This window comes from Streptomyces sp. NPDC020845, from assembly GCF_044334165.1.
Lineage (GTDB): Bacteria > Actinomycetota > Actinomycetes > Streptomycetales > Streptomycetaceae > Streptomyces.
This window is the reverse complement of the sequence record NZ_JBIRSJ010000002.1, coordinates 430,161-446,368: the sequence shown is the minus strand read 5'-3', so window position 1 is coordinate 446,368 and position 16,208 is coordinate 430,161. Positions and strand designations below refer to the sequence as shown.

At 70.0% G+C, this 16,208-nt stretch carries 16 protein-coding genes; 11 read left to right on the top strand and 5 right to left on the bottom strand.

The features are described 5' to 3' along the window. Positions 1-68: 68 nt before the first annotated feature. The gene (locus ACH4U7_RS05925; RefSeq protein ID WP_043491906.1) at positions 69-296 is read left to right on the top strand and encodes a hypothetical protein; all 228 of its coding nucleotides are present in this window, start codon (positions 69-71) and stop codon (positions 294-296) included. Positions 297-322: 26 nt separating this feature from the next. Here the strand turns inward: ACH4U7_RS05925 and ACH4U7_RS05920 are convergent, their stop codons facing one another. Together ACH4U7_RS05920 and ACH4U7_RS05915 are read right to left on the bottom strand one after the other, a co-directional pair. Next, positions 323-1,027, bottom strand: coding sequence for a class I SAM-dependent methyltransferase (locus ACH4U7_RS05920; RefSeq protein ID WP_398527004.1), 705 nt, complete (start codon positions 1,025-1,027; stop codon positions 323-325). A 122-nt stretch (positions 1,028-1,149) separates the two neighbouring features. Further along, on the bottom strand, positions 1,150-1,752 hold the full coding sequence (locus tag ACH4U7_RS05915; protein ID WP_385631201.1) for a DUF3043 domain-containing protein: 603 nt from the start codon (positions 1,750-1,752) through the stop codon (positions 1,150-1,152). 264 nt (positions 1,753-2,016) lie between these two features. Between ACH4U7_RS05915 and ACH4U7_RS05910 the strand changes: the two genes are divergently transcribed. The 4 genes from ACH4U7_RS05910 to ACH4U7_RS05895 are packed head-to-tail and all read left to right on the top strand — an operon-like array spanning position 2,017 to position 5,116. Beyond that, on the top strand, positions 2,017-2,787 hold the full coding sequence (locus ACH4U7_RS05910; protein WP_078610686.1) for a PspA/IM30 family protein: 771 nt from the start codon (positions 2,017-2,019) through the stop codon (positions 2,785-2,787). A 50-nt stretch (positions 2,788-2,837) separates the two neighbouring features. Next, positions 2,838-3,116, top strand: a complete 279-nt coding sequence (locus ACH4U7_RS05905; RefSeq protein ID WP_398526767.1) for a hypothetical protein — start codon at positions 2,838-2,840, stop codon at positions 3,114-3,116. Positions 3,117-3,137: 21 nt separating this feature from the next. Beyond that, positions 3,138-4,439: a sensor histidine kinase gene (locus ACH4U7_RS05900; protein ID WP_398526766.1), complete on the top strand. Its 1,302-nt coding sequence runs from the start codon at positions 3,138-3,140 to the stop codon at positions 4,437-4,439. Continuing rightward, a complete protein-coding gene (locus ACH4U7_RS05895) occupies positions 4,436-5,116 on the top strand; it encodes a response regulator (RefSeq protein ID WP_385631209.1) in 681 nt (226 codons plus the stop codon). The genes ACH4U7_RS05900 and ACH4U7_RS05895 overlap by 4 nt, the downstream gene beginning before the upstream one ends. Before the next feature lie 77 nt (positions 5,117-5,193). Here the strand turns inward: ACH4U7_RS05895 and nadA are convergent, their stop codons facing one another. Further along, positions 5,194-6,372, bottom strand: coding sequence for a quinolinate synthase NadA (nadA, locus tag ACH4U7_RS05890; RefSeq protein WP_193383751.1), 1,179 nt, complete (start codon positions 6,370-6,372; stop codon positions 5,194-5,196). Between the two features lie 237 nt (positions 6,373-6,609). Between nadA and ACH4U7_RS05885 the strand changes: the two genes are divergently transcribed. Beyond that, positions 6,610-6,963, top strand: a complete 354-nt coding sequence (locus tag ACH4U7_RS05885) for an iron-sulfur cluster assembly accessory protein (RefSeq protein ID WP_020871998.1) — start codon at positions 6,610-6,612, stop codon at positions 6,961-6,963. Between the two features lie 112 nt (positions 6,964-7,075). On the opposite strand, the gene ACH4U7_RS05880 is transcribed toward ACH4U7_RS05885, so the two are convergent. Continuing rightward, the gene (locus ACH4U7_RS05880) at positions 7,076-8,698 is read right to left on the bottom strand and encodes a hypothetical protein (protein ID WP_398526765.1); all 1,623 of its coding nucleotides are present in this window, start codon (positions 8,696-8,698) and stop codon (positions 7,076-7,078) included. Positions 8,699-8,947: 249 nt separating this feature from the next. On the opposite strand from ACH4U7_RS05880, the gene ACH4U7_RS05875 reads away from it, so the two are divergent. Beyond that, positions 8,948-9,925 carry a carbohydrate kinase family protein gene (locus tag ACH4U7_RS05875; RefSeq protein WP_398526764.1) on the top strand — a complete coding sequence of 326 codons (978 nt, stop codon included), beginning with the start codon at positions 8,948-8,950 and terminating at the stop codon, positions 9,923-9,925. A gap of 23 nt (positions 9,926-9,948) precedes the next feature. Here ACH4U7_RS05875 and ACH4U7_RS05870 read toward each other — a convergent pair whose 3' ends face one another. Continuing rightward, a complete protein-coding gene (locus ACH4U7_RS05870; protein ID WP_398526763.1) occupies positions 9,949-11,367 on the bottom strand; it encodes a cysteine desulfurase/sulfurtransferase TusA family protein in 1,419 nt (472 codons plus the stop codon). A 285-nt stretch (positions 11,368-11,652) separates the two neighbouring features. Between ACH4U7_RS05870 and coxB the strand changes: the two genes are divergently transcribed. The 4 genes from coxB (at position 11,653) to ACH4U7_RS05850 (ending at position 16,197) form a co-directional block, all read left to right on the top strand. After that, complete coding sequence (coxB, locus tag ACH4U7_RS05865) at positions 11,653-12,615, top strand: cytochrome c oxidase subunit II (RefSeq protein ID WP_398526762.1); 963 nt, start codon at positions 11,653-11,655, stop codon at positions 12,613-12,615. Next, the gene (gene ctaD / locus ACH4U7_RS05860; protein ID WP_398526761.1) at positions 12,612-14,354 is read left to right on the top strand and encodes a cytochrome c oxidase subunit I; all 1,743 of its coding nucleotides are present in this window, start codon (positions 12,612-12,614) and stop codon (positions 14,352-14,354) included. The genes coxB and ctaD overlap by 4 nt, the downstream gene beginning before the upstream one ends. Next, a complete protein-coding gene (locus tag ACH4U7_RS05855; RefSeq protein WP_398526760.1) occupies positions 14,351-14,749 on the top strand; it encodes a cytochrome c oxidase subunit 4 in 399 nt (132 codons plus the stop codon). The genes ctaD and ACH4U7_RS05855 overlap by 4 nt, the downstream gene beginning before the upstream one ends. A 194-nt stretch (positions 14,750-14,943) precedes the next feature. Continuing rightward, on the top strand, positions 14,944-16,197 hold the full coding sequence (locus ACH4U7_RS05850) for an Ig-like domain-containing protein (RefSeq protein ID WP_398526759.1): 1,254 nt from the start codon (positions 14,944-14,946) through the stop codon (positions 16,195-16,197). Positions 16,198-16,208: the final 11 nt, after the last annotated feature.

Here is a 16,208-nt window from a genome sequence, read left to right as displayed (position 1 = left end):
CCGGGAGTGATCAGTCCCATAGGCTGCTGGGCAGACATCATGTGACCGGCGGGATGGAGGAGGCGGACATGGCATGGACGTGGCGGTTCGAGAAATCCGACGGTACGGAGACGAAGCCCGCGGTGCAGCCCGACGAGTTCCCTACGCAGGGGGACGCCGAGTCGTGGATCGGAGAGGAGTGGAGGGCCCTGCTGGAGGGAGGGGCGGAGCAAGTGACCCTCTTCGAAGACGGTTCGAAGATCTATGGACCGATGAGCCTGCGGGCCGAGGAGCCGAGTAGCCGAGTAGCCGAGTAGCGGTCAGGTGGGGGTGCGCGGCTGACTCAGCCGCGCACTCCGCACAGGTGCAGCAGCGCCGCCACCGCGCGGTACGGGTCGGTGCGCCCGGCGCGGTCCTCCGCCGTCAGCAGCTGGTCCCAGTCGTCGGGGACCTTCGCGTCGTCCGCCGCCAGGTCGGTGAAGACCCGCACGCCGTACCAGGCGTGCAGCGGTGTGCCGATCGCGGTGAGCGTGGTGGTCAGCGTCTCTCGGCGGTCGGCGCGGGCGGCCAGGCCGATGCGGTTGGTGTAGGCGGGGGAGTCGAAGGAGGCGAGCGCGGTGGCCCAGTCGCCCGAGAGCCCCGGCCGCAGCGCGAGCGCGCCGGCGTTGCGGACCAGGAGCGAGAGCAGGCCGCCGGGCGCCAGGACGCGGGCCAGGGCGGCGAGCATCGGGTCCGGCTCGGGCACGTACATCAGCACGCCATGGCACAGGACGATGTCGAAGGCGCCCGGCAGGAAGTGGGCGCCCGTGTCCCGGCCGTCGCCCTCGATGAGCCGCATCCGCTCCCGGATGCCCGCGGGCTCGCGCGACAGGGCCTCGCGGACCGCGTCCAGCATGGCCGGGTCGGATTCGATCCCGGTGACCTCGTGGCCGGCCCGGGCCAGCCGGAGGGCCTGGGTGCCCTGGCCGAGGCCGACGTCGAGGATGCGCAGCCGCCGGCCCACCGGGAAGTGGGCCGCGATCTGCTCGTCGAGCTGACGGGCGACCAGCGCCTGCCGGACGGTGTTACGCAGACCGCCGAGGCCGCTCAGCCAGCCACTCGCCCCGCCCGCGAAACCGGAAGCACCGGAAGTGGTGGCTGAGCTCGGGCCCGCGCCGGAAGGGTCCGCGCTCAGGGCCGCTCTCCGCGCTTGACCTGCGGCTTGGGCAGCCGCAGGCGGCGCATCTGGAGCGTACGCATCAGGGCGTACGCCACCACGCCGCGCAGATTCTCGTCGGGGAACCGCTTGCGCAGCTGACGCTTGAGCTGGATGCCGAGGACGACGGAGTTGATGACGATCAGCAGGATGACCAGCATCCACAGCAGCAGCACATAGGTCTGCATGGCCCCGGCCTGGACCATGCTGAGGACCAGGATCACCACGGCCAGCGGCAGGAAGAACTCCGCGACGAAGAAGCGGGAGTCCACGTAGTCACGGGCGAAGCGCCGCACCGGACCCTTGTCACGGGCGGGCAGATACCGCTCGTCGCCGCCGGCCAGCGCCTCGCGCTGGCGCGCCAGGTCGGCGCGGCGGGCCTCGCGCTGGCGCCGCGTCGCGTCCTTGCGGCTCATCTTCGAGCTCGAATTCGCCAGGCTGCGGCGCTGCGACTGGGCCTCGCTGCGCTTGGGGGTCGGGCGGCCCTTGGGCGCCTGAGGGTCACGGGTCTGCTGCGGCTGGTCCGCGATCACCTTGGCGGTGGCGGCCTGCTCGTCCTTTGAACGGCTACGGAACACAAAGCCCAAGGGTACGGGTTTGCGGGTGTGGGCCCCAGCCTCTGGGGGAACGATCCGGCAACGGCACCGCGCTCGGCACCGCGCTCGCCCTTGCTGCTCCTGGCTCCTCCTTGCGCCGGAGGCGCCCGGGGATCGATCGTCCTGCAGGAGGAGCACGAGCGGGTCCGAACAGTGCGGTAATGGATGTAGGGCCCGTAGGCTGGGTCTGTTGGATGTGCTGGAGCCGGTAGTCCGTAGTCCGTCAGAAGGGGGCGCGCGAGGCCCATGAGCGGTGTCATGAAGCGTATGGGAATGATCTTCCGCGCGAAGGCCAACAAGGCCCTGGACCGGGCCGAGGACCCGCGCGAGACCCTTGACTACTCGTACCAGAAGCAGCTGGAGCTGTTGCAGAAGGTGCGGCGCGGCGTCGCCGACGTGGCCACGTCCCGTAAGCGCCTGGAGCTTCAGCTCAACCAGCTGCAGGGGCAGTCCGCCAAGCTCCAGGACCAGGGGCGCAAGGCGCTCGCGCTGGGCCGGGAGGACCTGGCGCGCGAGGCGCTGTCCCGCCGTGCCGCGCTGCAGCAGCAGGTCACCGACCTGGAGACGCAGCACCAGACGCTGCAGGGCGAGGAGGAGAAGCTGACGCTGGCCGCGCAGCGGCTGCAGGCCAAGGTGGACGCCTTCCGTACGAAGAAGGAGACCATCAAGGCCACCTACACCGCCGCCCAGGCCCAGACCCGGATCGGCGAGGCGTTCTCCGGCATCTCCGAGGAGATGGGCGATGTCGGCATGGCGATCCAGCGTGCCGAGGACAAGACCGCGCAGCTGCAGGCCCGGGCCGGCGCCCTCGACGAGCTGATGGCCTCCGGCGCGCTCGACGACCCCTCCGGTATGGCCAAGGACGACCTTGCCGCGGAGCTGGACCGGATCTCCGGCGGCTCGGATGTGGAGCTGGAGCTGCAGCGGATGAAGGCCGAGCTGGCGGGCGGCACCCCGCAGCAGGCCATCGAGAGCGGGCAGAAGCAGGAGCAGCCCCGCCCCAACATGGACAAGTAGTGGACGAGTAGTCCTGGACACGTAGTCCACCGGCCCCGAAGGAGGTCGTCATGATCGTACGGATCATGGGGGAGGGGCAGTTGAGGGTGGGCGACTCACATCTGTCCGGGCTGAACAAGCTCGATGACGAGCTGCTCGCCGAGGTGCAGAGCGGCGACGAGGACGGCTTCCGTCGCACGCTCGGCGCGCTGCTGGACTCCGTGCGCTCGCTGGGCGAGCCGCTGCCCGACGACTCTCTGGAACCCTCGGAGCTGATCCTGCCGCGCCCGGACGCGACGCTCCACGAAGTCCGGGCGATGCTCAGGGACGACGGCCTCATCCCGGGCTGAGCCGGGCTGAGACGGCCCGCGATGGCGCAGCGCTTACGGTTGGATGCCGTGACTCCCCTCGCCGTCGGGCCAGGTCTGGCCCGTCCGTACCGCTGGCTGACCGCGCATCCGCGCGCGCTGGACGCGCTGCTTGCCGTGGTCGTCTTCGCGCTGATGCTGATCGGCGCCGCCGCCAGCCCGCACACCGGCCGGCGCCCCGTCGACCCGATCGACCCGCTCTTCGTGCTGCTGGCCGCGCTCGCCGCGGGCGCGCTGGTGCTGCGCCGCAGATTCCCGATCGGCGTCCTCGCGGTCACCGCCGCGCTCACCGTCGTGGAGGTCGTCACCGCCCATGACGAGCCGCCGCGCACCTCGATCGTGTTCGGTGTCGCGGTGGCCCTGTGCACCGTGGCCGTGCGCACCGACCGGTCGACCACGTTGCGGGTCGGCCTCATCACCGTCGCCGTGCTCACCGGGGTCGCGATGCTGTTCGGGGTCAGCCCCTGGTACGCGCAGGAGAACTTCGGCATCTTCACCTGGACCGGTCTTGCCGCCGCCGCGGGCGACGCGGCGCGCAGCCGCCGCGCCTATATCGCGGCCATCGAGGAGCGTGCGGTACGGGCCGAGCGGACCCGCGAGGAGGAGGCCCGCCGCCGGGTCGCCGAGGAGCGGCTGCGTATCGCCCGCGAGCTGCATGACGTGGTCGCCCATCACATCGCACTGGTCAACGTCCAGGCCGGGGTCGCCTCGCACGTCATGGACAACCGTCCGGACCAGGCCAAACAGGCGCTCGCGCATGTACGGCAGGCCAGTCGCTCGGCGCTGGACGAGCTGCGCGCCACCGTCGGGCTGCTGCGGCAGTACGGCGATCCGGCCGCGCCCACCGAACCGGCCCCGGGCCTCGCGGTGCTGGACCAGCTCGTCGACGGTTTCGTCAAGGCAGGGCTGCGGGTGGATGTGGAGGCGGTCTCCCGGGACGGGCTCGGCCCGCTGGCGGGGTCGGTGGACCTCACCGCCTACCGGATCGTCCAGGAGGCCCTGACCAATGTGCACAAGCACGCCGGACCGGACGCGAAGGCCCAGGTCCGTATCGTGCGTACGTCCGCCGTACTGCTGATCACGGTCGACGACGACGGGCCCTGCGCGGAGCAGCCCCCGGCGGAGGACCCCGGCGGCGGACACGGGCTGATCGGGATGCGGGAGCGGGTCGCCGCGCTGGGCGGCAACTGCGAGGCGGGACCCCGGCCGCAGGGCGGTTTCCGGGTCCGGGTGAGACTGCCTCTGCAGACGCGGAGAGGGGAGCCGCGTGAAAGAGGGGGCGAGGGTGGCGAAGGGGAGTCATGACGATCAAGGTGCTGCTGGCCGACGACCAGGCGCTGCTGCGCAGCGCGTTCCGGGTGCTGGTGGACTCCGAGCCGGACATGGAGGTGGTCGGCGAGGCGTCGGACGGCGCCGAGGCGGTGGAGATCGCCCGCGACCAGGGCGCCGATGTGGTGCTGATGGACATCCGGATGCCCGGTACGGACGGGCTGGCCGCCACCCGCATGATCACCGAGGATCCGCGTCTTGAGGACGTCCGGGTGGTGATGCTGACGACCTTCGAGGTGGACGAGTACGTCGTGGAGTCGCTGCGGGCCGGCGCCAGCGGCTTTCTGGGCAAGGGCGCCGAGCCCGATGAGCTGCTGGCCGCGATCCGGATCGCGGCGGCGGGGGAGGCGCTGCTGTCCCCGGCCGCCACGAAGGGGCTGATCGCCAAGTTCCTGGCGCAGGGCGGCGGCCGGGACGGGGAGTCCGGCGCGTATGACGCGGCGCGGCTGGACGCGCTGACCGGGCGGGAGCGCGAGGTGCTGGTGCAGGTCGCGGGCGGGCTGTCCAACGACGAGATCGCGGCGCGGCTGGAGGTCAGCCCGCTCACGGTCAAGACGCATGTGAACCGGGCGATGGCCAAGCTGGGCGCCCGCGACCGGGCGCAGCTGGTGGTGATCTCGTACGAGACGGGGCTGGTGCGGCCCCGGGGGTGAGCGGACGGACCGAGGGCGACCGAGGGCCCGGGGGTTTCCGCCCCCGGGCCCTCAGCCGTCTGTCACTGTCCCGTTGGTCAGGGCAGGGCCAGCATGCGCTCGAGGGCGAGCTTGGCGTGCGCCTCGGTCTCCTTGTCGACCTGGATCCGGTTGACGACCTTGCCGGCGGCGAGCGATTCCAGGGACCAGACCAGATGCGGCAGGTCGATCCGGTTCATCGTGGAGCAGAAGCACACCGTGCGATCGAGGAAGACGATCTCCTTGTCCTCGCTGGCGAAACGGTTCGCCAGGCGCCGGACGAGGTTCAGCTCGGTGCCGATCGCCCACTTCGAACCGGCCGGGGCGGCCTCCAGCGTCTTGATGATGTGCTCGGTCGAGCCCACGTGGTCAGCCGCCGCCACGACCTCGTGCTTGCACTCGGGGTGCACCAGGACATTGACGCCCGGGATGCGCTCGCGGACCTCGTTGACGGAGTCCAGCGAGAAGCGGCCGTGCACCGAGCAGTGCCCGCGCCACAGGATCATCTTGGCGGCGCGCAGCTCGTCGGCGGTCAGCCCGCCGTTCGGCTTGTGCGGGTTGTAGACCACGCAGTCGTCCAGGGACAGGCCCATCTCGCGCACCGCGGTGTTGCGCCCGAGGTGCTGGTCGGGCAGGAACAGGACTTTTTCGCCCTGCTCGAAGGCCCAGTCCAGCGCCCGCTTCGCGTTGGAGGAGGTGCATATGGTGCCGCCGTGCTTACCGGTGAACGCCTTGATGTCGGCGGAGGAGTTCATATACGAGACGGGCACCGTCACCCCGGCGACCCCGGCCTCGGTCAGCACGTCCCAGCACTCGGCGACCTGCTCGGCGGTGGCCATATCGGCCATCGAGCAGCCCGCGGCCAGGTCCGGGAGGATCACCTGCTGGCTGTCGCCGGTGAGGATGTCGGCGGACTCGGCCATGAAGTGCACACCGCAGAAGACGATGTACTCGGCATCGGGCCGGGCGGCCGCGTCGCGGGCCAGCTTGAAGGAGTCCCCGGTGACGTCGGCGAACTCGATGACCTCGTCGCGCTGGTAATGGTGGCCCAGTACGAACACCCGGTCCCCGAGCTCGGCCTTGGCCGCGCGGGCGCGCGCCACCAGGTCCGGGTCGGAGGGCGCGGGCAGATCGCCGGGGCACTCCACACCGCGCTCGCTCCTGGGGTCGGCCTCCCGGCCGAGGAGGAGCAGGGCGAGCGGTGTCGGCTGGACATCGAGAGGTTGGGCGGTGGTCACGTCACGCACCCTTCTTTCTTCACGGGGACTCATTAATCGTCAAAATGACGCTATCTATCATATCTGCTTCATGTCAGTTTGACGATGCCCATCGCGTCGATGTGACGCATTCCGGAGCGCGGTCGGTGTATGCGAGCATGAACAGGCAGGAAGAAAAGCGCCCGCCCCGGAATGAATCCGGGACGCCATTGGTTTGAGCCGACGGCAAGCAGTCCGTACGACCCGGGAGAGAAGCAGATGACCGTTCAGGACGAGACCACCGCGAGCGAGGGCATCATCCTGTCCGACGCCGCCGCGTCGAAGGTCAAGAGCCTGCTGGAGCAGGAGGGCCGCGACGACCTCGCGCTGCGCGTCGCCGTCCAGCCCGGCGGCTGCTCCGGCCTGCGCTACCAGCTCTTCTTCGACGAGCGCTCGCTCGACGGCGACGTCGTCAAGGACTTCGGCGGGGTCAAGGTCGTGACCGACCGCATGAGCGCCCCGTACCTGGGCGGCGCCTCGATCGACTTCGTCGACACCATCGAGAAGCAGGGCTTCACCATCGACAACCCGAACGCCACGGGCTCCTGCGCCTGCGGTGACTCGTTCAGCTGAGGTTTGGCCGAGGCGCTTCTCGTAAGCCGCTTTCGCTTCACCTCGATCAGACGCCGCAGGGGGCGGGCCCGGTGCCGGGCCCGCCCCCTGCGGCGTCTTCGGTTTGCCTACGTCACTTGCGCTTGGGCACGGCTTCGCCGGTCCTGGCGTCCACCACCTTGCGGTCGCCCAGCGGCTTGTCCAGCTCGACCTTCTTGTCGATCTGCTTGGCGATGAGGATGCAGGGCCGGCCCGGGTGCAGCCGCTTGCCCTTGATCTCCAGCTTCACCTGCGATGAGGACTCCTTGGCGGAGACCGAGTACGACTCGCAGACGCCGCCCCAGAAGCGCACCGTCAGGGTCTTTCCGGCCACGGTGTACGACGTGATGTCGTCGACATGGTCCTCACCGGGCTTCGAGGACGGGGACGTGCCGGAGGGGGAGGGCTTCTTGACGAACCTCGGGTCGACGGCGGGGTAGGTGACCGTGTTCATGACGTCATCCGCGCTCGACGGCCCGACCTGGAAGAGCCAGGACGGCACCAGCGCCCGACGGCCGTCCACGGAGCGCGCCGCGAGGCCCAGGGTCGCCTTGCGCACCGTGACCTTGCCGGCCGTACTGCTCGCGCTGCCCGTCGCCGCCTCCTCGGGCGCCTTCTTCGCGGGCTCCGCCTTCCCGGGCGCGTCGTCCGTGCTGCCCGAGCCATCGGCGGTGTCGCCGCCCTTGTTGAGCCGCTTCATCGCCTCGGCCGCGCCGATCAGCGGATACGTGTCGTCCTCCGCGGGCTTCGACAACAGACCGTCGCCGCCGACCAGCTGACCGTCGGCGGCCACCTGGAGACTCGTCCGCCAGCCGTACGTCGGCAGACCGTCCAGCACCGGGTCCGCCTTCACGACCCGCACCGCGCCGTACAGCTGCCTCGCGTCCAGCTTCGCGTCGTCCAGCCCCAGCGCGTCCAGCACCGGCTGCGCCGCGCGCTTGGCCTTGGCCTCCGAGACGGCCTTGTCGGACCCCGCCGACCCCTTGGCCCCGGACCCCTCGGCCCCGGACCCCTTGGATCCAGAGTCCGCTGCCCCGCCGCGGTAGGAGGGGCAGCTCTTGCCGCTCCTCTTGGCGTCGGAGGACGGCGCGTCGGTGGACACCGCATCGGAGGGCTGCGCGCCGGAACCCGTGCCTGTGCCCGTGGCCGTGTCCGGCGGCTGTACGCAGGAGGTGCCGCCCGGGGACCCGTACGCCGTGTACGACCAGCCGCCCGGCGCCTTCTGGCTCACCTGGAGCACCGGGCTCATCGCGTCCTTGGCGCCCCCGACCTTCCATACGCCGTGGTCCGCGCGCGGGGTCCCCGCCACGTCCAGGGCCTTGGCCAGCCGCGCCACCTCGGCCTTGGAGACCTTGGCGCCGGTCCGGTACACGGGCGCCGACTCGGGCCCGTCCGGCAGCTTGCCCTCGGCCTTGTACTGCCGGCCGTACGGATTCGGCTCGCCCGGCGCGATCCCCTCCGCGCCCGTGGAGGCGAATCCGTCCAGCGCGAGCGGCTTCGGCGAACCGTCCTTCTGTGCGGCGCCCGGGTCCTGGGTGCCGCCGCCCGCGGCGGTGGAGGCCCAGTACGCCCCGCCGCCACCGGCGAGCAGCACCGCCGCCGCCACCGAGGCGATGGCCAGCGGCGAACGCCGCCGCGGCCGCGGGCTCTCGGCTTCGGGGGTCCGCGGGTTCTCGCCTTCGGGGGTCTGTGGGGTGTCGGTGTCCTCGGTGCTCACCGTTTCGCTCCTTCGGCTCCGCTCTGGCTGTACCGTCCCATCTCTCGCGAGGGGGACGTCGCTGAGACGGAGCGCGGGGGCGTGTGGTTCCTCCATGCGCCGTAACCGGCGTCGTGTGCATCGTGAACGTGGTGAGCAACGAGCTACTATCGGGTGGTTTCGACCATTCGTGCGGGGGTGGCGGAGCCGATAGCGTAAGGCGCGCGTTTCCTCCGACTTTCCTCCGTCTCCCGCAGGAGCAGACCAGCCGTGCGTATCGCAGTCACCGGCTCCATCGCCACCGACCACCTGATGACCTTCCCCGGCCGCTTCGCCGATCAGCTGGTCGCCGACCAGTTGCACACGGTCTCCCTCTCCTTCCTGGTGGACACCCTCGACGTCCGCCGCGGCGGCGTCGGCCCCAACATCTGCTACGGCATGGGCGTCCTCGGCCTGCGCCCGATCCTGGTCGGGGCGGCCGGGGCGGACTTCGCGGAGTACCGGGCCTGGCTGGAGCGCCACGGAGTGGACACCGATTCCGTCCATATCTCCGAGGTGCTGCACACCGCGCGCTTCGTGTGCACCACCGACTCCGACCACAACCAGATCGCGTCCTTCTACACCGGCGCGATGAGCGAGGCCCGCCAGATCGAGCTGCAGCCCGTCGCCGACCGGGTCGGCGGGCTCGACCTCGTCCTCATCAGCGCGGACGACCCGGAGGCGATGGTCCGCCACACCGAGGAGTGCCGCACCCGCAACATCCCGTTCGCCGCCGACCCCTCCCAGCAGCTCGCGCGCATGGGCGGCGAGGACATCCGGCTGCTCGTCGAGGGCGCGGACTACCTGTTCACCAATGAGTACGAGGCGGCGCTGATCGAGACCAAGACCGGCTGGTCGGCGGACGAGATCCTGGCCAAGGTCCACACCCGCGTCACCACGCTCGGGGCGCAGGGCGTACGGATCGACCACGCCGGCGAGCAGCCGATCGTCGTCGGCACCCCGGAGGAGGAGGCGAAGGTGGACCCGACGGGCGTCGGCGACGCGTTCCGCGCCGGCTTCCTCTCCGGGCTCTCCTGGGACCTGTCCCTCGAGCGCGCGGCCCAGGTCGGCTGCATGCTCGCCACGCTGGTCATCGAGACCCTCGGCCCGCAGGAGTACGAGCTGCGCCGCGGCCACTTCACGGAGCGCTTCGCCAAGGCGTACGGCCAGGAGGCGGCCTCCGAGATCCAGTCGCACCTCAACAACTGAAGGGTTCTGGTTCTTCAGGGGGGCTACGCCCGGCGGCGGACGCGGTACGCGGTGCCGCGGTCGGCCGGGCGTTCGCCCACGTACTCGTGGCCGCGCATCGCGCACCACGCCGGGATGTCCAGCCGGGCGGCCTCGTCGTCGGCGAGCACCGTGACGAGGCCGCCGACCGGGACCTCTCCGATGACCTTGGCCAGCTCGATGACCGGGATCGGGCAGAGCTTGCCGAGCGAGTCGACCATCAGCTCACCCTCCGACTCCTCGCCCCCCGAACCGGCCGCGGCCGCCGCAACCTCTTCGTCCTGGCCCGGCGCGCCCAACTGCCCACGCACCCGGCGTACCACGTCCGGCAGCAGGCCGAGGAAGCGCTCCACGTCCTCCTCGAGCGTCCCCAGCGGCAGCGAGACGCGGACGTTGCCCTCGGACAGCACGCCCATCGCACGCAGTACATGGCTCGGCGTCAGGGTGCTTGAGGTGCACGAGGAGCCGGAGGAGACGGAGAAGCCCGCGCGGTCCAGCTCGTGGAGCAGTGTCTCCCCGTCGACATAGAGACACGAGAAGGTCACCAGGTGGGGCAGCCGCCGCTCCGGGTCGCCGACCACCTCCACATCGGGGATCAGCCGGGGCACCCGCGTGCGGATCCGGTCGACCAGTTCCCGCAGCCGCTCCGCCTCCGCGGCGGACTCCTCCCGTACGGCGCGCAGCGAGGCCGCGGCCGCCACGACGGCCGGGATGTTCTCGAAGCCGGGGGCGCGGCCCGACTCGCGTTCGTCCGCCGGGCCGTGGGCGGCGAAGCGCACACCCTTGCGTACGGCCAGCAGGCCGACGCCCGACGGGCCGCCCCATTTGTGGGCGCTCGCGGTCAGCAGCGACCAGCCGCCCGCGACCGCGCCCCAGGCCAGCGACTGTGCGGCGTCCACGAGCAGCGGCACACCCGCCTCCGCGCACTCCGCCGCGGCCTCGGCCACCGGCTGCCGGGTGCCCACCTCGTGGTTGGCGGACTGCAGAGCGGCCAGGGCGGTCGGGCCGGGGGCGTCGCGCAGCGCGGCGGCGTACGAGCCCGGCGCGACCCGGCCGGCGCTGTCCACCGGGACCTCGGTGACCGTGCCGCCGCCCGCCTCGTGGGCGGCCGCGGCGTGCAGCACCGCGGAGTGCTCGACGGCGGAGACGACCAGATGGCGGCCGATCCGGCGGCGGCCGGCGAGGGCTCCGGCGATGCCGTCGTGCAGTGCGCGGGTACCCGAAGAGGTGAAAGTGAGTTCGTCGGGACGACAGCCGACGGCCTCCGCCGCCGCCTCCCGCGCCGCGTCCAACAGCAGCCTGGCGCGCCGCCCCTCGCGGTAGAGGCGGGCCGGGTCGGCCCAGCCCTCGTCGAGCGCGGCGAGCAGCGCCTGGCGGGCGACGGGGTGCAGCGGGGCGGACGAAGCGGCGTCGAAGTAGGGCACATACAGAACGCTAGTCGCAGCTCGCGGAAGTCGCGTCGGTGCCTCGGCGAAGCCTTTTCGGGGCTCTTCGGGTGGCTTCAGCTTCTCTTCCGGTCCTCTTCGAACGGGTTCCTCCACCTCTTCGGGGAGCACCCCGGCGCGTTGGGCACCCTCCCCGCGCAGCCCTAAAAGGCGTCCAGTAGGGTTTGCTCCGCATAAACATCCAAACCCCTGCCCGCACCGGGCCGGCGACCGACCAGCGAGACGGCCGCGGCCGTGTGGGCGAGACTCTCGGGAAGGCGCTACGTGAGTCCCAACGGCTCCGACCGCTCGTCGCGGCGCCCGGTGCGGCGGAAGCTGCTGCAGGCGCTGGCCGCGGGCTTGGTCCTGGCGACCGCCACCGGTTGCACATCAAAGGACTTCCCCCGCCTCGGAATGCCCACCCCGGTCACGGAGGAGGCGCCGCGGATCCTCTCCCTGTGGCAGGGCTCGTGGGCGGCAGCGCTCGCCACGGGCGTTCTGGTCTGGGGCCTGATCCTGTGGTCGGTCATCTTCCACCGCCGCAGCAGGACCAAGATCGAGGTTCCCGCGCAGACCCGGTACAACATGCCCATCGAGGCGCTGTACACCGTGGTCCCGATCATCATCGTCTCGGTGCTCTTCTACTTCACCGCGCGTGATGAGAACGAACTCCTGAAGACCTCCGCGAAGCCGGCCCACGTGATCAACGTGGTGGGCTACCAGTGGAGCTGGGGCTTCAACTACATGGAGAACGTGGACGGGAACCTGTCCACGCCGGCGAAGACCCCCGAGGAGGTCTCGTCGATCCCGGACCGCATGCTCAAGGCCGTGCCCAAGGGCGCCGAGGGCGTCTACGAGGCGGGCATCCCGGGCGACCGGAACCCGGACACCGGCAACCCGGGCCCCACGCTGTACCTGCCCAAGGGCGAGAAGGTCCAGTTCATCCTGACCTCCCGTGATGTCATCCACTCGTTCTGGGTGGTCCCCTTCCTGATGAAGATGGACGTCATCCCGGGGCACACCAACCGCTTCGAGGTGACCCCGAACAAGTACGGCACCTTCATGGGCAAGTGCGCCGAGCTGTGCGGTCAGGACCACTCGCGGATGCTCTTCAACGTCAAGGTCGTCTCTCCGAAGGAATACCGGAAGCACCTGGCGGACCTGGCGAAGAAGGGCCAGACCGGCTACATCCCGGCGGGCATTGAGCAGACGGAAGCCGCCAAGAACGCGGAGACCAAGAACCGATGAGCATCCTCAACGAACCTCAGGGTGCCGACGCAGCCACCGCGCAAGCGGATGAGCTGCCCGTGCGCCGCAAGCAGCCAGGGAACGTCGTCGTCAAGTGGTTGACCACCACCGACCACAAGACGATCGGGACGCTCTACCTCGTCACGTCGTTCGCGTTCTTCTGCATCGGTGGCCTCCTGGCGCTGTTCATGCGCGCCGAGCTGGCCCGTCCCGGTTCGCAGCTGATGTCGAACGAGCAGTTCAACCAGGCGTTCACCATGCATGGCACGATCATGCTGCTGATGTTCGCCACACCGCTGTTCGCCGGCTTCGCGAACTGGATCATGCCGCTGCAGATCGGCGCGCCTGATGTGGCGTTCCCGCGGCTGAACATGTTCGCCTACTGGCTGTACCTGTTCGGCTCGCTGATCGCGGTGGCCGGGTTCCTCACCCCGCAGGGCGCGGCCGACTTCGGCTGGTTCGCGTACTCGCCGCTGTCGGACGCGGTCCGCTCGCCGGGTGTGGGCGCCGATATGTGGATCATGGGTCTGGCCTTCTCCGGCTTCGGCACGATCCTCGGCTCGGTCAACTTCATCACCACCATCATCTGCATGCGCGCCCCGGGCATGACGATGTTCCGCATGCCGATCTTCACCTGGAACGTGCTGCTCACCGGTGTGCTGGTGCTGCTGGCCTTCCCGGTGCTGGCCGCCGCGCTGTTCGCCCTGGAGGCGGACCGTAAATTCGGGGCACATGTCTTCGACGCGGCCAATGGCGGCGCATTGCTCTGGCAACACCTCTTCTGGTTCTTCGGCCATCCAGAGGTGTACATCATCGCGCTGCCGTTCTTCGGAATCGTCTCCGAGATCATTCCGGTCTTCTCGCGTAAGCCGATGTTCGGTTACATCTCCCTGATCGGCGCGACGATTTCGATCGCGGGCCTTTCGGTGACGGTGTGGGCGCACCACATGTACGTCACAGGCGGCGTGCTATTGCCGTTCTTCTCCTTTATGACGTTCCTGATCGCGGTGCCGACCGGTATCAAGTTCTTCAACTGGATCGGCACGATGTGGAAGGGGTCGCTGAGCTTCGAGACCCCGATGCTGTGGACGATCGGCTTCCTGATCACCTTCACCTTCGGTGGTCTGACCGGTGTCATCCTGGCCTCGCCGCCGATGGACTTCCACGTCTCGGACTCGTACTTCGTGGTGGCGCACTTCCACTACGTGGTCTTCGGTACGGTCGTGTTCGCGATGTTCGCCGGGTTCCACTTCTGGTGGCCGAAGTTCACCGGCAAGATGCTGGACGAGCGCCTGGGCAAGATCACCTTCTGGACGCTGTTCATCGGCTTCCACGGTACGTTCCTGGTCCAGCACTGGCTCGGTGCCGAGGGCATGCCGCGCCGGTACGCCGACTACCTGGCGGCCGACGGCTTCACCACGCTGAACACCATCTCGACCATCGCCTCGTTCCTGCTCGGTCTGTCGATCCTGCCGTTCTTCTACAACGTCTGGAAGACCGCCAAGTACGGCAAGAAGGTCGAGGTCGACGACCCGTGGGGCTACGGCCGCTCGCTGGAGTGGGCGACCTCCTGCCCGCCGCCGCGGCACAACTTCCTCACGCTGCCGCGCATCCGCTCCGAATCCCCGGCGTTCGACCTGCACCACCCGGAGATCGCGGCCCTCGACCAGCTCGAGCACCACGGGGCCGCCGCGTCCGATGACAAGGCCCTCGTGGGTGGCAAGGAGGCCGGCAAGTGAAGGTCCAAGGCCGACTTTTCATCTGGCTCGCCGTCTTCATCCTCGCCATGGCGATCGTCTATGGCGTGTGGTCGAAGGAGCCGGCTGGCACCACCGCGCTCTTCCTGGCCTTCGGGCTGAGCGTGATGATCGGCTACTACCTCGCCTTCACCGCCCGTCGGGTGGATGTCGGGGCGCAGGACAACAAGGACGCCGATGTCGCGGACGACGCCGGTGAGCTGGGCTTTTTCTCCCCGCACAGCTGGCAGCCGCTCTCCCTGGCGATCGGTGGCGCCCTGGCCTTCATGGGCGTGATCTTCGGCTGGTGGCTGCTGTACTTCTCGGCCCCGATCATCATGGTCGGTCTCTTCGGCTGGGTGTTCGAGTACTACCGAGGTGAGAACCAGAACCAGTAACCGGTCAGCCACCGGAACCCGGTTCACCGGGCCCCGGTGAACCGGGTCCCAGCGGGGCCCGGACACCTTCTCCAGGTGTCCGGGCCCCGCTTCGTCGTCCCCGGGTCTCCCAGTTCGCATTTCTCCGGCCTTTCGGTTCACTCGACTGCCGCATTCCGCGAGCCGTCCGGGACCGGTCTTCTTAGCTTGTGACCATGAGCCACACACCTCGATCACCCCGATCCCGGACGGTGCTCGGCTGCGCTCTGCTGCTGGCACCCCTGATAGCGGCGGGGCTCACCGGATGCGGCGGCCCCTCCTCGGACCCGTTGGCGGCCAAGCCGTACGACGCGGCCGACCAGGTCGCCTTCAGCGGCGTGGGCGGCTCCCACAAGGCCGACCCCGACAAGCCACTTGAGGTCACGGCCAAGGGCGACGACAGCCGCATCACCGACGTCACGGCGACCGACTCCGCGGGGCGGTACGTACGCGGGGAGCTCACGCCCGACGGCAAGCGCTGGCGCAGCACCGTGCCCCTGGCCGCGGGAACCCACTACACGCTGCGGGTGAGCACCGAGGACGCCGACGGGGCGCCCGGGCGCCGGACCATCGGCTTCGACACCACGGGGGCCAAGGGCAAGCTGCGGGTCACCTTCGGCCCCGACGCCGGCACCTACGGGGTGGGGCAGCCCGTCACCGCCTCACTCAGCGCGCCCATCAAGGACGCCTCGGCACGGGCCGTCGTCGAACGCGCCCTGAAGGTGGACTCACAGCCCGCGGTGGACGGTGTCTGGCACTGGGTGGACGACCGGACCCTGCACTACCGTCCGCGCGACTACTGGCCCGCGCACGCCACGATCGACGTGCACGCCAACCTCAAGGGCATCCGGGTCGCGAACGGCCTGTACGGCGCCGCCTCCAAGCCGCTGCGGCTGCACACCGCCGACCGCCTCGAGGCCATCACCGACTCCGGCACCCACCAGATGACGGTGCTCAAGAACGGCCAGGCGATCCGTACCATCCCGATCACCACCGGAATGCCAGGCTTCGACACCCGCAACGGCATCAAGGTGATCCTCGCCAAGGAGTCCTCCGTACGGATGACCGGCGCCAGCATCGGCCTCGGCAACTCCTACGACCTGCTGGTCCACTGGGCCGCGCGGGTGACATGGAGCGGTGAGTACGTCCACGCGGCACCCTGGTCCGTCGGCTCGCAGGGCGCGGCCAACGTCAGCCATGGCTGCACCGGGATGAGCAACGAGAACGCGCGCTGGTTCTTCGACACCGTGCGCCTCGGAGACATCGTCAAGGTCGTGAACAGCCACGGCGCGATGATGACGACGTTCGACAACGGATTCGGCGACTGGAACATGGCCTGGGACAAGTGGCGCGCGGGCAGCGCCGTGGCCTCAGGACGGGCCGACGGCGGCACCACGGCCGAGTCGGCCAGGCTGCGGCCCCAGGTGTAGGAGGAGGGTGA

What these genes read in the sequence shown, in the direction of transcription:
- ACH4U7_RS05925 (WP_043491906.1), top strand. Translation starts at nt 69, where the DNA reads ATGGCATGGACGTGGCGGTTCGAGAAATCCGACGGTACGGAGACGAAG.
- ACH4U7_RS05910 (WP_078610686.1), top strand. Translation starts at nt 2,017, where the DNA reads ATGAGCGGTGTCATGAAGCGTATGGGAATGATCTTCCGCGCGAAGGCC.
- ACH4U7_RS05905 (WP_398526767.1), top strand. Translation starts at nt 2,838, where the DNA reads ATGATCGTACGGATCATGGGGGAGGGGCAGTTGAGGGTGGGCGACTCA.
- ACH4U7_RS05900 (WP_398526766.1), top strand. Translation starts at nt 3,138, where the DNA reads ATGGCGCAGCGCTTACGGTTGGATGCCGTGACTCCCCTCGCCGTCGGG.
- ACH4U7_RS05895 (WP_385631209.1), top strand. Translation starts at nt 4,436, where the DNA reads ATGACGATCAAGGTGCTGCTGGCCGACGACCAGGCGCTGCTGCGCAGC.
- ACH4U7_RS05885 (WP_020871998.1), top strand. Translation starts at nt 6,610, where the DNA reads ATGACCGTTCAGGACGAGACCACCGCGAGCGAGGGCATCATCCTGTCC.
- ctaD (WP_398526761.1), top strand. Translation starts at nt 12,612, where the DNA reads ATGAGCATCCTCAACGAACCTCAGGGTGCCGACGCAGCCACCGCGCAA.
- ACH4U7_RS05850 (WP_398526759.1), top strand. Translation starts at nt 14,944, where the DNA reads ATGAGCCACACACCTCGATCACCCCGATCCCGGACGGTGCTCGGCTGC.